Here is a 13,569-nt window from a genome sequence, read left to right on the forward strand (position 1 = left end):
TTAATATTATTTTTATCAGTTTCTGTTGCTTGGCTGCTGTGGCATGCTCGCCTACGGTAAAAATAGCGCCACCAGATAAACCCATCGAAATTAATCTAAACGTGAAAATCGAGCACGAAATTATTATCAAAATAGATAAAGAGCTCGATGTATTGCTCGAAGATGACGAATTATTTTAGTTATAGGGAGCAATACCAATGAAAGTTCAATTAATTGCTTTACTAACCGGACTATTGTTTTCAAGTTCTGCACTTGCATTGACCTTACAGCAGGCTAAGAGTCAGGGCTTACTTGGCGAACAAACTAACGGATACTTAGGGTTAGTCGTCAACAATGAGCAAGCCAAACAAGTCATGAATGATGTCAATGCAAAACGGAAACTACACTACCAAAAAATAGCTAAAAAGAATAAGTTATCGACTGATGATGTAGCTATGCTAGCAGCAAAAAAAGCCATAGCAGCTGCAAAAAAGGATCATTATATTCAAACGGTTTCTGGTAAGTGGCAACAAAAGTAATGCCAGTTAACTCATCTTTGCTTGGTTACTGATCAAGCAAAGATTTCAGCAATAGACCTATTTAGTCTTTAATTAACGTTCTTGCTAGCCCTTAACCCCACCATAAGCGCAACCTGTCATTTCCTCTCTGGTATTTTACAAAGTAAAGCTTAAACCATACATTTTTTAATGGTATTTTTTCTAGTTCAAAAGTGTTACATTTGTAACATGTCAATTTTTTGTCTGGTGCCAAATAACCACACATCCAACCGCTAAAATTATATGAATAAGACACTCACTATAATAATTACAATTTGTCTTTTCGTGGCAAGCCCACTGCAAGCAAAACCCGTAGTAAACGTCGGGGGCTATTTGTTTGCTCCTTATGTTGATGTATCCGAAGACGGCTTATTTCAAGGTTTTACTATTGATCTCATTGCTGCCTTTAATCAACTACAAACTGAAGTTGAGTTTCAATTTGTTAATACAAGTATTGAGAATCGCTACCAAGCCTATGATATAAGACGGTTTGATATGATGTTTTTTGAAAGTCCTATTTGGGGCTGGAAAAGCTTCATTGCCGAATTTATTCCTCTAGACATTGTTGATGGCGAAGTGTTTATAACACTTAGAGATGGGGTAAAAGATCAGCAGTACTTTGATAGTTTTGGAAATAAATCACTCAGTTTAGTCAGCGGTTATCATTATCAATTTGCCCAGTGGAATAACAATGAACAAGAACTAATGAGCGATTTTGATATTCAATTTGTTCATACTAACCGAGCATCAATTGAAAGCGTATTAAAAGGCAGAGCTGACATTGCCCCTGTCACCTTATCTTACCTGCAGCATTACATTAAAATGTATCCAAAAGTCAGAGATAACCTGTTAATTTCAGAGAAATTAGATCAAACATATTCTCATAGTATTTTGTTAAACCCCAAAGCTGTAATTTCTAAAGCGAAATTGCAAAAATGGTTATCTGATTTGCAGAAATCTGGTCGGCTCAATCGAATAGCAAAAAAATATGATTTAGCGATAAAACCCAGATAAAAAATTAACCCCATTAATTGTTCAATTAATGGGGTTAATGGTAAAAAAAACCAAACGTATTTCGTTCGGCTTTATATTTGATATTACATAGTAACCATAGCCCAATATTCTAGGCGTGATTGCGGATCTAAGACGACTTTTTTACATAGATCTTTATATTTTCCCATTAAAGGGCCTAAACCACTTGAGCCACCTAAACTTGCAATCTGTTGCTCTTTGGCTTCAGCAACTGCGGTTGTCACAGCATCTGCAGCCATATATTGACCAGCTAATTTTTCAGCTTCTTCACCTGAGGTTTTTAATCGAGAACCCACAGCTTGCATCTGCGGCGCATCCATTCCCATGATCACCCCAGAGGCAATTTCATAATAAGCTGCACATTGAACTAACTCATTACTAAACGCCGCTTCAGCCTTATCTTGCGCACTTGCCTGAAAACTTGCTGTCATCAACACAGCGGCAGATAACATATATCCTTTTTTGCCCATGAAATTTCCTTTACATATTTTATTTCTACAAGACAATCATTACCTTAGATTCACAAGGCTAACGATATTTAATGACTTGTTTTAGTTAGTAGTTTATTTCTGTATTAAGCATCGCATTAGCATATTGCTGACGATAATAATCTAAACGGTGCTTTAAATGCTTTTGAACCGTTGTCCACTCAGTATCAATAATGGAATACACAACCGTATCTCTTACTGTGCCATCTTTAAGAATTTTATGGTTTCTCAGCACACCGTCTTGTTTAGCACCTAAGCGCATAATGGCTTGTCTTGATGCTTGGTTATGCCAGTGTGTTCTAAACTCCACAGCCATGACATCTAACGTATTAAAAGCATAATCCAATAACAATAACTTGGTTTCGGTATTGGCTGACGTTCGTTGGGCACGTTTAGCATACCAAGTGTAGCCAATCTCTAGACGACGATTAGGCTGATCCCAATGACAAATTCGAGTACAGCCAATAATTTCACCTGAAGTTTTATCCCTGACCACAAACGCTAATGACTCACCTTGTTTTTCTTGTTGTAGCGCTTTCTCTACATAAGCTTTCATTTCGTCTGGGTGTGGAACCGAGGTAAACCATAACTCCCAAAGGTTGCCATCTGTACTTGCTAAACTAAGAGCAGCTACATGATCGATACTTAGCGGTTCTAAAATGACATGGTCGCCGGTTAGCACACTATGACTGTCTATGTTTGCCATTCTTACTCCCTTACCAAATAGTTAACTTAGTCACACAATGACAGAATACATGATCTGAATCAGAAAAAAATCATCTTTATCAGTACAGAAACATAATTATTGTTTTCGATTAGTGTGTTAGCGACCTAAAAGGACAAGATTTACTAAGTTGAAACGTAAAAAGGCCAATAAATCAATATTGGCCTTTGAGTAACCTAATGGACGCCTCAATTACGGCATAGTCGTTAACGACTTTAATACCAATGCTTTTAGATACTTATTGCGCAAAAGATAGTTGATAAACACTCGTCGTTCCGCTCACTTCATTGCCAACTATCAATAATGGCAAACCATTTGGACTGTTTTCTGGGTTAACAAATTTCATTCCTTCAGGACCAAGATCGCCTGCTAATTCTGGTTGACCAGAAATGTCGCTGCCGTCTATTTCAAATTCAATGCCAAAATCACGATTAACAACATAATCGACAAATCGAACATCAAAAGGGTTACTGATATCGTAAATCATAAAACCAGACGTACGCTCAAGGCCGATAAATGCATATTGTTTACCTGCAATTTGACCAATAGCTAATGCTTCTGGCTCAGGTCCTTTATCATCGCTTCGGCTATCACCTTTACTTTCTTCATTATGATTATTGAAGTTGTCAGCTAAAATTGCAGCGGTAATACGCTCAAATTGACTACCACTATCAAAGACTAATTGACCATCATGAGTCCAAATAGAAAATGAACGAGCACCATAAGACACGATTCTATCCATATCTCCATCGCCATCATCATCCCCCATTGTCGTTGTTACCTTTAGTCGACCCAATTGTGTTTTATCTTGAGCTGCAGCGACTTGAGGATGATTAGCATCTAAGAGTAAATCTTCCGCTCGTGCCTCTTCAGAAAAGCCATCATAATCACGGGCATCTCCTTCATTAGCACTGACCACAAATGTTTGTTCATTCCATTGATAAGAAGCGATCGTATCTGGTTGATACATACCATAAACACCTTCATAAGCTTGGATATTGATAGCATCATCTTTATCACTTGCATCAATTTCATTTCCTACATCACCATAATGCTTAAGACCTAGGGCATTAATCTGCTCAACAGTATTATCAGTCAAATTAATCACCGCAATGGCATTATTTTCCTGCAAGCTAACATAGGCATATTTATTATCTAATGAAACAGCAATATATTCAGGCTCAAGATCTTGTGATACCGAAGCGCCGGGACCATTTAACTTAATCAAGTCGCTCATTTCATCATGGCGCGTACCACCAGCATCAAAGTCATTAAAATCAATGATTGTCGCACTATCAGCAGGACTATTATCAGCTATTGTAATCACGGCAACTGAACCTTGTGGATCAACACTATAATCACTATTGGGCTCACCTTCGTTCGCTACGATGACAAGAGCGCCGTCATGACTAAATACAAGGTTGTCTGGCAAAGCACCAACGGTAACCGCTTTAATATAACTGGCTTCACCTGTTGCTGATAATCGATAAAAGGCTATAACGCCATTGCCTTGAGTCGCATTCCCTAACTCATCGGCCCTTTCAACTGCAACAGCTAACAAGTCGTCATATATACTGATGCTATTTACATTACCTAAGCCTGTTATTTCGGCATCGGTAGCCACATCTAAACTAAACACCTTAGTTAGATTATCTAAATTAGTCGCTGCTATATCATCAGCTGTCATTACAGTGTTATCACCTTCTGTAGATAGTACTGAAATATCTAACGCATCAACCTGACCGCTATGAGCATTAACCACAAAAACAAGTCTACTTTGTGTATGGTAATCAACAATTTCAGCAGCACTTTGTCCAAAAATACCAGACTGATAACGTCCAACTAATTCTGCTGATAATGCACCTTGTTGCTCATGACACATGATTTGAGTTTGTGAAGAATCAATTTCGTCAATGTCCAGTATTCCATTACCGTTGACATCCAAGCCAGTCTCAATTTGTTGTCCGCCAAAAGGACATTGTGCATGTCCAGTCAGTAGCTCACTTGCTAGTAATAATGAACTTTGACCATTGATTCCATTACTGCCGTCCTGTCCATTACTGCCATCATCGCCATCACACCCTGATAAAGTCATTACAGACATCATTGCGACTAAAGGTAAAACTGCTGTTTTCATGTTTGTTCCTGTTGCGTACTTGTTATAAAAATTTCAAGTAAGCTACGCAAACTCAATGACAATCAAACGACGAGACTGTTAAGGTATTGTGACAAAAAACTTGGGTTAACCAGTAAATAAATTGATACAAGTTCATAAAAATTATTTCGCTCTATTAGCAAGTTCTCATGATAAAATTTAAACACTTAATTCTTCATCTACTTCATATTTCCCTATTCTTTCAATAAACTGAGGTTAGAGTGAGCCAGTCTTTAAACACGCATCACAATACTACTCCGCCAAATGCGCCGAATTTAGCAATGCTAATTCCAATGCTTGCTGCCATTGTGGCCATTACGCCACTCGCTATCGACATGTATCTACCTGCCATGTCGAATATCGCTCAAACATACTCAACGCACGTAACCACTGTGCAGCAGTCATTGAGTATCTATCTTGCTGGCTATGCATTAGGTATGCTTACATTCGGCCCGCTTGCAGATCGTTTTGGCCGCAGACCGCTAGTCATTTTTGGTCTCAGCGGATTTACCGTAATCAGTTTCTTTATTTCAATATGTAGCTCAATCGAAGTGTTTTTAGCATTGCGTTTTGTGCAAGCATTTATTGGCGCAGCTGCCACAGTGGTGGTTCCGGGTTATATCAAAGAGGTATATGGTGATAACACCGCTAAAGGGATGTCATACGTCAGCTTAATCATGATGCTCGCACCATTATTAGCTCCCTCTTTAGGTAGCTTGATACTGGAGCTGGGTGAATGGCCGTTAATTTTTCTCAGTCAAAGTTGCTATGCAATTGCCTTACTACTGATTGTCTTGTTCAAGCTAAAAATGCCCAGTGATAAAGCGGCTGATACACGAAGTAAGCAATCTTTCTTTGCTGCCTATAAAACCGTATTAACTCGCCAAGGCGTCAAAGTAAACATCACGTGTGGTGTATTAACCTCATTTGCGTTTTTTTGTTATTTAACTGCTTCACCATTTATTTATATGGAAGTATTCGGACTCGATAAAACCTTATTTGCCGTTTTATTTAGTACCAATGTCGGTGCACTCATGCTGGCAAATATAATCAATTCTAGAATCGTAACTCGATATGGTTCAAGCCGTATGTTATTTGTGGCAACAGTTTTTGGCTCATTAGCTGCCACAGGATTATTAATCGTCAATATTGTCGATTTAAGTTATCACTACACTGTTGCAATGCTGATCCCTTTAATGGGCTGTTTAGGTATCATGTCTGTCAATGCTGATGCCATTGTATTGATGAAGTTTAAAAAAGAAACGGGTACTGCCACTGCGGTTATTGGAACATTACGTTTTGGGTTTGGATCTTTAGCTGGTCCTTTACTTGCGTTCTTTTATACTGGCACCGCTGTTCCATTCTCTGCATTGATGTTGATTTCAGTGGTGATGGTCATGGCCTGTTTGCTATATCAACGCACGCAACCTTATAACCCATAAACGACTTGCGAAAACGACAGTTAATAAGCTAACGACTTAGAATAAAACCTTAGCTCATACTGAGACTCGCTAAACAATCATACGCTTCAATTAACTTCCTCTACTTTCATTGGAACTGTAGAGGAAGTCATTTACCTAATTGGCCTTACAAAGCCATCATGTTTTACCCCGTCATTTGCCTGTCACCTGCCATGTATTCGTCATTCAAATCGAGCCTAACGCACTCAAATATCGAGATTTGTCTTGAAGTAAAAAAAACTATCATATCTTTAGCTAATTCACAGAACTCTACTAGACTGACTATTGATATGTTAATGAATGAACAAGAAACGGCAGTGAATTGCACACCATAGAATGGATCACGCTATTGTCAAAATGACAGTCATTTCATAGTGACATTGAAGTGCGAACGCTAGTGCAGAGCTGCTAATAACATTTAAGGATGACACAAAGTAAGCACGTCAGCCCATGATGACATTAACGGAGTAATAACCATCATACATTCGGTACTAAAACGGCTATTAACTGATAAGCTTGAAAGACGTTTGTCAGCTTCAACAATTTGTTTAATCACACTATCCATGCTGACGAGTGCTAGCGTGATAGCTGAGCCTTTATCAACACCTGATATCGATGATATTGAATACCCAGTCGATATGCCTCCAAGTGCCGAAGAGATCGCGCTTGGCAAGTACCTTTTCTTTGACCCACAGTTATCGGGAAACCACACCATTTCATGTGCAACTTGCCATAACCCTGATAACGGATTTGGTGACGGGTTAAAATTAAGTGCAGGTCATGACGGCAAACCATTAACGCGACACACCCCTCCCTTATACAATTTAGCTTGGTCAAGCAGCCTATTTTGGGATGGACGAGCATCATCACTTGAACATCAAGTGCTTATGCCAATTTATAACCCTTCAGAAATGAATTTGTCAGAGAAAGTTTTATTAAAAAGAATCGCTAAGAGCCAATTCTATCAATCAAAATTTAAACAGGTTTACCAGCAAACTGACATCACTCCTCATTTAATTAGTCAAGCTTTAGCGGCGTTTATGCGCAACATCATTACCAACAACTCTCCATTTGATGAATACCTCGAGGGAGCAGAAAACGCACTAAGTCCTCAAGCAAAAAACGGATTAGCTTTATTTGAAGGAAAAGCGAAATGTATTGAGTGTCATGACGGTGCAAATTTTACCGACGACAGTTTTCATAGTTTAGGTATTGCATTTGAGGACAAAGGCAGAGCCAATGTCATTAAAGATAACTCTCTTGAATACCGATTTAAAACACCGACTCTTCGCAATATCACCTTAACCGCGCCTTATATGCATGATGGATCGTTGCCTGATTTAGAGACCGTAATGACTTTTTATAATGATGGCGGCGGCTCTGGTCCAAATAAAGACAAGCTAATGGAACCATTAAATCTGTCTCAATCAGAAATTCGTGACTTAATTGCTTTTTTATCAGCCTTAACTGATCCAGTTCTTATAGCGCGTCCGCCAAGCATGACACAGGCTCAGATATCACCCAATGAGAAGCATAAGGGAGAAAACATATGGAAATGAACCCTTCAAAAACGGCAAAGACGAAATGCTTGTTAACTTTTCTACTCGCCAATATGTTTGCCTTGCCAGCCGCTTTCGCGGCTGAAATTACTGGCACAATATCATTTATAAAAAAGCCGCCAATGGTTGGAATTGTGTATGTGCCATCAAGCCAATCAGACCAATATGCGCCGGTTATCGATCAAGTTGATAAACAATTCACTAGCAAGATGGCTGTAGTTAATGCGGGTAACCTAGTGACCTTTAAAAATTCAGATGATGTTGAACACAACGTATTTGCCAATGACACAAGTCAATCCGCAAAGTTTGATGTTGGATTAATGTCGCCTGGAGGAGAAAAGAAAATAAAAGTCGATTGGGATAAAAACAGTATTGTGAGAGTTGGCTGTAAAATTCACCCTAAAATGAGAACTTACCTAGCAGCAATAGATACGCCCTTTCATCAAATACTTGAATTTCAAAAAGGGACACAAGAATATACCTTTAGCATCAAAAATGTGCCAGCAGACTCAAACAAAGTCGTCTTTAGCATTCCCAAATATGACTTACTTACCGTCGAGTTAACATCAGGTTCTATTTGGACAGCTGAGATTACCAAAAAAGGTAAAGTCCGTGGTCTTCTTACCATTAATCAAAAGTAGGCCACCATGAAATCATATCAATTTATAAAGGTTTCCCTAATATTATTGACGCTTACCACTTCGACTTGGGTCGCTTCACAAACTGAAATAGCCAACACTCAAGCTTATCAAGTCGATATATTTAACTTCGATCACCAACTCATTCCTGATTCAGAAAATTATCAACAGCAATGGCGGAGACTGACAGGTTTTGAACACTCAGGTTTGCATTGGGAACAGTTCGTAGTGATTTACACTAATCATGGAGAACGTGCTTATCGCAATAACTTTCTAGAATTCAGTGCCTGGTTTGACGACCCAGAAGATGAAGATAACCAGCCTGAATATTTCACTTATCCAGTTGGCACCATTTTTATTAAAGAAAATTATCAAATGCTTAATGGCAAACCTGCGGATCCCAAATCCATCACAGTAATGGTTAAGCACCCCCAAGGATACGACGCTGAAGGGGGAAACTGGGAGTACATGCAATTTTCAGTCAATGGGCAACAAATGATCAAGGGGAGCCGTAAAGATAAAACGGTGAAGCAACAATGTGCTGGTTGTCACCAAAACGTTGCAGATAGAGACTTTATATTTTCAAATTTTTACAGTGGCACAAACTAATACATGATGAATATGTTAACTCGATTTAGTCTCAAACAAAAAGCCATAGCAGCCACAATTGTTCTTGTCTTAGTGCTACTTTCTATCACGTTAGTTTCACTTGTGAGTTTTTCTTCAACCCAAGAAAAACTCACCAAGGTCACATCGCAATATCAACCTAAAATGCTCAGCGCAATGCAATTAACCTCGCATTTTTACCATAGCTTGAGTGTTTTAGGGAATTACCTCATTGAGAAAGATGATTACAACATGAACCTATATAGGGAAAAGGTAAATGACATCAATTCCACATTAACTGAACTGGTCAACTTAACAAACTTAAACCCCGAACTGGATGATTCTGAACAACTATTACGAATTAGGCAATTAGTAGACAAAATCATAACTCATAATTTATCAATGCTGGAGTTAGCTCAAAACAACAATAAAAATATGCCTGCAATTGGGATCGCATCGTCAAAACTTGAGCCTATTGCCATCAATATGAATCAGATCGTTAATGACTTATTACTGGCAACTGCAATTAATGAACAGCAAAGCATCTTACCTTTGATTGAAGACCTTAGGTATAACTGGATAATGCTCGTCAGTGAAGTCAGAAACTACCTTGCCTTTAGGCAATTGCCAACCATAGATGAAATTGCGCTATTTAAAACAGGCGTTAATCAGTCATTTGAAGCATTAGAAAAACGTCGCTATGAAATGGATGACGATCAACTCGACCTATTGGATGAATTCGAAGCAAATACCGCGTCGTATCAGACTGCGCTTGTTCAAGCAATTAATATTCATGCAGGCAATAATTGGCGAGCTGATCGTCAATTAATGAAGCAGAACATCACACCAACACTCAAAGAGCTCACAAAAGAATTAGAGGTTCTCGTCACCAAGCAACAACGTCGAATACATGAAAGTAATCTCGCCTTGTCAAAGCAAATTAGTGAAGCGGAAAATACTATTCGTTTCTCAATACAAGTCGCGTTAGCGATTGCACTTTTGGTGATATTCTTATCTTTTAAAAATAAACGCTTATTGAGTGATATCTTAATTCATAAAGAAAGCGAGCGTAAACTGTTCCATAAAGCGCACCATGATACTTTAACAAAACTGGCCAATCGGGCATTTTTTGATGATCGACTATTTAAAATGTTTTTAGATCAAGAAACCCGTTCAAAACGCCGCACAAAAAAAGAAGATAACCTTGAAATAAACAGTCACTTTTTTGGTTTACTGTATATCGACCTTGATGGTTTTAAAGCCGTAAACGACAATGTTGGCCATGATGCGGGTGACTTTATTTTGATTGAAGTAGCAAAAAGAATGAAAAATGTGGTGCGTAATTCAGACATTGTTTGTCGCCTTGGTGGTGATGAATTCGCAGTGTTACTTAATGACATTAATCATATTAATAGTATTGAGAAAATCTCTGAAAACTTATGCAAAACAATCAGTCAACCTTACCACTATAAAGAGCAAGTATTAAACGTCAGTGCCAGTATTGGTTTTTCATATTCTAAACATCCACAACTGCCATTACACAAAAAAGTTAAATTTAGAATGGAAGCAATCATTAAACAAGCTGATACGGCCATGTACCAAGCTAAAGATAATGGCAAAAACCAACACGCACAATTTAAATAAAGCCTGACCTTATGATGTTAAGCTTCAACCAACGAATTTGCTTACGTCAACGGTTCTTGTCGAGGTTACCTCTTCTGGCACTATTCAATAAAATGTAATTTATTAAGGTTATATCGCGTTAATATGACTAAAAAATCAATTTTATTAAATAATCATGAATTTCATTCAAGTTTAGCAAACTATTTTTAAAATCCTCTTGTATCAACGCCAAAAATAAATATGATGAAATTATCTTATTTCATTGAATCTTAGAAAAGTTTCAACCTTAAATAAGTCCATTATCTAATGTGGTTATTGACCACTGAGATAAACGAGTTTGAATTACCGTTCAAACTTCACTTTTAGAACGATTACCGTCGTTGTAACAAGATACTGTTTACCCACAACGGTAACTTAAGAGGATTTAGCAATGGAAAAATTATCCGGCGCAAGTATGATTGTGCGCTCGTTAATCGATGAAGGCGTAAAACACATCTTTGGCTACCCAGGTGGCTCAGTTCTCGATATCTACGATGCTCTGCATGAAATTGCAGGTGTCGAACACATCCTTGTAAGACACGAACAAGCCGCTGTACACATGGCTGATGGTTATGCCCGTGCCACGGGTGATGTTGGTGTTGTTCTTGTAACATCTGGTCCGGGGGCAACTAATGCCATTACCGGAATCGCTACTGCCTACATGGACTCCATTCCAATGGTGGTATTATCTGGTCAAGTTCATAGTAACTTGATTGGTAATGATGCATTCCAAGAATGTGACATGATTGGTATCTCACGCCCAATCGTTAAACACAGCTTTTTAGTGAAAGATCCTCAGGAAATCCCTGAGATCATTAAAAAAGCCTTTTATATAGCCTCAACAGGTCGACCAGGTCCTGTGGTGGTCGATTTACCAAAAGACTGCTTAAATCCTGAAATTTTACATGACTATGTTTATCCAGAAAGCATAAACATGCGCTCTTACAGCCCAACAACCGCAGGGCATAAAGGCCAGATCCGCCGAGGCTTACACGCCCTTCTCGCGGCTAAAAAACCTGTATTATATGTTGGCGGCGGCGCAATTATCTCTGAGTGCGACAAGCAAATTCTACAACTTGCTGAACGCCTCAATATTCCTGTTATTAATACCTTAATGGGATTAGGCGCATTTCCTGGGACTCACTCACAATGTTTAGGCATGTTAGGGATGCATGGTCGCTATGAAGCAAACATGGCGATGCATAATAGTGACTTAATATTTGGCATTGGGGTTCGTTTTGATGATCGGACAACCAATAACGTTGAAAAGTATTGCCCTAACGCAAAAATCTTACATATTGATATCGATCCATCATCGATTTCTAAAACAGTGCGTGTCGATATCCCCATTGTTGGTTCTGCTGAAAACATTCTCGACAGTATGCTCAACCTACTTGATGAAACACAAAAATCTAATGACGCAGAAGCCATTAACCAATGGTGGGAAGAAATCAATCAGTGGCGTCAACGAGATAGTTTAGCTTATGACAAGTCATCCGATAGAATTAAGCCTCAGCAGGTCATTGAAACATTACATAAATTAACTGATGGCGATGCTTACGTCACATCAGATGTCGGCCAGCATCAAATGTTTGCAGCACTCTACTATCCATTTGATAAACCACGTCGTTGGATTAACTCAGGTGGTCTAGGCACCATGGGCTTTGGTTTACCTGCAGCGATGGGCGTTAAAATGGCGATGCCAGATGAAACCGTAGTTTGTGTCACTGGTGATGGCTCAATCCAAATGAACATTCAAGAGCTTTCAACAGCACTTCAATACGATACGCCCGTAAAAATCATCAACCTAAATAACCGCTTTTTAGGTATGGTGAAGCAATGGCAAGATATGATTTATTCAGGCCGTCATTCACATTCATACATGGACTCTGTGCCTAACTTTGCCAAGATTGCAGAAGCCTATGGTCATGTAGGTATGACTATTAGCGATCCAAATGAGCTTGAATCAAAATTAGCTGAAGCACTCGCAATGAAAGACAAACTTGTGTTTGTTGATATCAGTGTCGACGAAACAGAGCACGTTTACCCAATGCTAATTCGTGGTGAATCAATGAAAGATATGTGGTTAAGCAAAACGGAGAGAAGCTAATGCGTCGTATTATTTCTGTATTACTTGAAAACCAACCAGGTGCATTGTCTCGTGTGGTTGGCTTATTCTCTCAACGTGGCTACAACATTGAAAGTTTAACCGTGGCGCCGACAGAGGACACCACACTTTCTAGATTGAATATCACAGTCAATGCTGAGGCCAATGTTCATGAGCAAATTGAAAAACAACTGCATAAGCTCATTGATATATTAAAAGTATCCAACATTACTGAAAATGCGCATATTGAACGTGAGTTAGCATTAGTCAAAGTCAAAGCACAAGGTGAGCTGCGTGAAGAAGTAAAACGCACAGCTGATATCTTCCGCGGACAGATTGTTGACGTAACTTCAAGCTTATATACCATTCAAATGGCGGGTACCAGTGAGAAAATTGATGCTTTTATCAGTGCACTTGCCGAAGTCACTAAAGTCATTGAAGTTTCACGCTCAGGCGTTGTGGGTCTAGCACGCGGTGATAAGGCCATGAAAGCTTAATTGGCATTAGCCGAAAAACCAAAGGAGCCTAGTGCTCCTTTTTTATTACACCTAATTTTTTACACTGACCTCACTTCACTAGCCTAAGTTTTTCGCACTCTGGTA

The 13,569-nt window shown here is 38.9% G+C and carries 14 protein-coding genes; 10 read left to right on the top strand and 4 right to left on the bottom strand.

Annotation, left to right across the window (positions count from 1 at the left end):
- The first annotated feature begins 5 nt into the window (after window positions 1-5).
- The 3 genes from J8L86_RS04345 to J8L86_RS04355 all read left to right on the top strand — a co-directional run bounded on the left by J8L86_RS04345 (window position 6) and on the right by J8L86_RS04355 (window position 1,550).
- Window positions 6-179, top strand: a complete 174-nt coding sequence (locus tag J8L86_RS04345; protein WP_225442272.1) for a YnbE family lipoprotein — start codon at window positions 6-8, stop codon at window positions 177-179.
- Window positions 180-197: 18 nt separating this feature from the next.
- Window positions 198-518: a YdbL family protein gene (locus J8L86_RS04350; RefSeq protein WP_065107916.1), complete on the top strand. Its 321-nt coding sequence runs from the start codon at window positions 198-200 to the stop codon at window positions 516-518.
- Window positions 519-821: 303 nt separating this feature from the next.
- Complete coding sequence (locus J8L86_RS04355) at window positions 822-1,550, top strand: transporter substrate-binding domain-containing protein (RefSeq protein ID WP_231919021.1); 729 nt, start codon at window positions 822-824, stop codon at window positions 1,548-1,550.
- 83 nt (window positions 1,551-1,633) lie between these two features.
- Here the strand turns inward: J8L86_RS04355 and J8L86_RS04360 are convergent, their stop codons facing one another.
- From J8L86_RS04360 to J8L86_RS04370, 3 genes are all read right to left on the bottom strand, one after another.
- Window positions 1,634-2,038: a hypothetical protein gene (locus J8L86_RS04360; RefSeq protein ID WP_247663187.1), complete on the bottom strand. Its 405-nt coding sequence runs from the start codon at window positions 2,036-2,038 to the stop codon at window positions 1,634-1,636.
- Between the two features lie 85 nt (window positions 2,039-2,123).
- Window positions 2,124-2,762, bottom strand: a complete 639-nt coding sequence (locus J8L86_RS04365; RefSeq protein WP_065107913.1) for a GNAT family protein — start codon at window positions 2,760-2,762, stop codon at window positions 2,124-2,126.
- 256 nt (window positions 2,763-3,018) lie between these two features.
- The gene (locus J8L86_RS04370; protein ID WP_211028916.1) at window positions 3,019-4,917 is read right to left on the bottom strand and encodes a choice-of-anchor I family protein; all 1,899 of its coding nucleotides are present in this window, start codon (window positions 4,915-4,917) and stop codon (window positions 3,019-3,021) included.
- Between the two features lie 311 nt (window positions 4,918-5,228).
- Between J8L86_RS04370 and J8L86_RS04375 the strand changes: the two genes are divergently transcribed.
- Window positions 5,229-6,377 (top strand): multidrug effflux MFS transporter, encoded by a 1,149-nt coding sequence (locus J8L86_RS04375; protein WP_080915902.1) that lies wholly within the window; start codon window positions 5,229-5,231, stop codon window positions 6,375-6,377.
- Window positions 6,378-6,813: 436 nt separating this feature from the next.
- Here J8L86_RS04375 and J8L86_RS04380 read toward each other — a convergent pair whose 3' ends face one another.
- The gene (locus J8L86_RS04380) at window positions 6,814-6,951 is read right to left on the bottom strand and encodes a hypothetical protein (RefSeq protein ID WP_156669076.1); all 138 of its coding nucleotides are present in this window, start codon (window positions 6,949-6,951) and stop codon (window positions 6,814-6,816) included.
- A gap of 25 nt (window positions 6,952-6,976) precedes the next feature.
- On the opposite strand from J8L86_RS04380, the gene J8L86_RS04385 reads away from it, so the two are divergent.
- The 6 genes from J8L86_RS04385 to ilvN all read left to right on the top strand — a co-directional run bounded on the left by J8L86_RS04385 (window position 6,977) and on the right by ilvN (window position 13,464).
- Window positions 6,977-7,954: a cytochrome c peroxidase gene (locus J8L86_RS04385; protein ID WP_211028918.1), complete on the top strand. Its 978-nt coding sequence runs from the start codon at window positions 6,977-6,979 to the stop codon at window positions 7,952-7,954.
- Window positions 7,945-8,595 (top strand): hypothetical protein, encoded by a 651-nt coding sequence (locus tag J8L86_RS04390; protein ID WP_211028919.1) that lies wholly within the window; start codon window positions 7,945-7,947, stop codon window positions 8,593-8,595. Before J8L86_RS04385 ends, J8L86_RS04390 begins: the two co-directional genes overlap by 10 nt.
- 6 nt (window positions 8,596-8,601) lie before the next feature.
- Complete coding sequence (locus J8L86_RS04395; protein ID WP_082972150.1) at window positions 8,602-9,201, top strand: cytochrome P460 family protein; 600 nt, start codon at window positions 8,602-8,604, stop codon at window positions 9,199-9,201.
- A 3-nt stretch (window positions 9,202-9,204) separates the two neighbouring features.
- Window positions 9,205-10,842 carry a GGDEF domain-containing protein gene (locus tag J8L86_RS04400; protein ID WP_211028920.1) on the top strand — a complete coding sequence of 546 codons (1,638 nt, stop codon included), beginning with the start codon at window positions 9,205-9,207 and terminating at the stop codon, window positions 10,840-10,842.
- A 409-nt stretch (window positions 10,843-11,251) separates the two neighbouring features.
- Entirely contained in the window at window positions 11,252-12,970 is a 1,719-nt protein-coding gene (locus tag J8L86_RS04405) for an acetolactate synthase 3 large subunit (protein WP_192022823.1), read from the top strand.
- Window positions 12,970-13,464, top strand: coding sequence for an acetolactate synthase small subunit (ilvN, locus tag J8L86_RS04410; RefSeq protein ID WP_055023273.1), 495 nt, complete (start codon window positions 12,970-12,972; stop codon window positions 13,462-13,464). Before J8L86_RS04405 ends, ilvN begins: the two co-directional genes overlap by 1 nt.
- Window positions 13,465-13,569 lie beyond the last annotated feature (105 nt).

It is taken from the genome of Shewanella sp. MMG014 (assembly GCF_018100775.1).
In the GTDB taxonomy this organism is placed as follows: Bacteria; Pseudomonadota; Gammaproteobacteria; order Enterobacterales; family Shewanellaceae; genus Shewanella; species Shewanella japonica.

Coding starts and splice junctions, on each gene's coding strand:
- J8L86_RS04350 (WP_065107916.1), top strand. CDS start 198: ATGAAAGTTCAATTAATTGCTTTACTAACCGGACTATTGTTTTCAAGT.
- J8L86_RS04360 (WP_247663187.1), bottom strand. CDS start 2,038: ATGGGCAAAAAAGGATATATGTTATCTGCCGCTGTGTTGATGACAGCA.
- J8L86_RS04365 (WP_065107913.1), bottom strand. CDS start 2,762: ATGGCAAACATAGACAGTCATAGTGTGCTAACCGGCGACCATGTCATT.
- J8L86_RS04370 (WP_211028916.1), bottom strand. CDS start 4,917: ATGAAAACAGCAGTTTTACCTTTAGTCGCAATGATGTCTGTAATGACT.
- J8L86_RS04375 (WP_080915902.1), top strand. CDS start 5,229: ATGCTTGCTGCCATTGTGGCCATTACGCCACTCGCTATCGACATGTAT.
- J8L86_RS04390 (WP_211028919.1), top strand. CDS start 7,945: ATGGAAATGAACCCTTCAAAAACGGCAAAGACGAAATGCTTGTTAACT.
- J8L86_RS04395 (WP_082972150.1), top strand. CDS start 8,602: ATGAAATCATATCAATTTATAAAGGTTTCCCTAATATTATTGACGCTT.
- J8L86_RS04400 (WP_211028920.1), top strand. CDS start 9,205: ATGATGAATATGTTAACTCGATTTAGTCTCAAACAAAAAGCCATAGCA.
- J8L86_RS04405 (WP_192022823.1), top strand. CDS start 11,252: ATGGAAAAATTATCCGGCGCAAGTATGATTGTGCGCTCGTTAATCGAT.
- ilvN (WP_055023273.1), top strand. CDS start 12,970: ATGCGTCGTATTATTTCTGTATTACTTGAAAACCAACCAGGTGCATTG.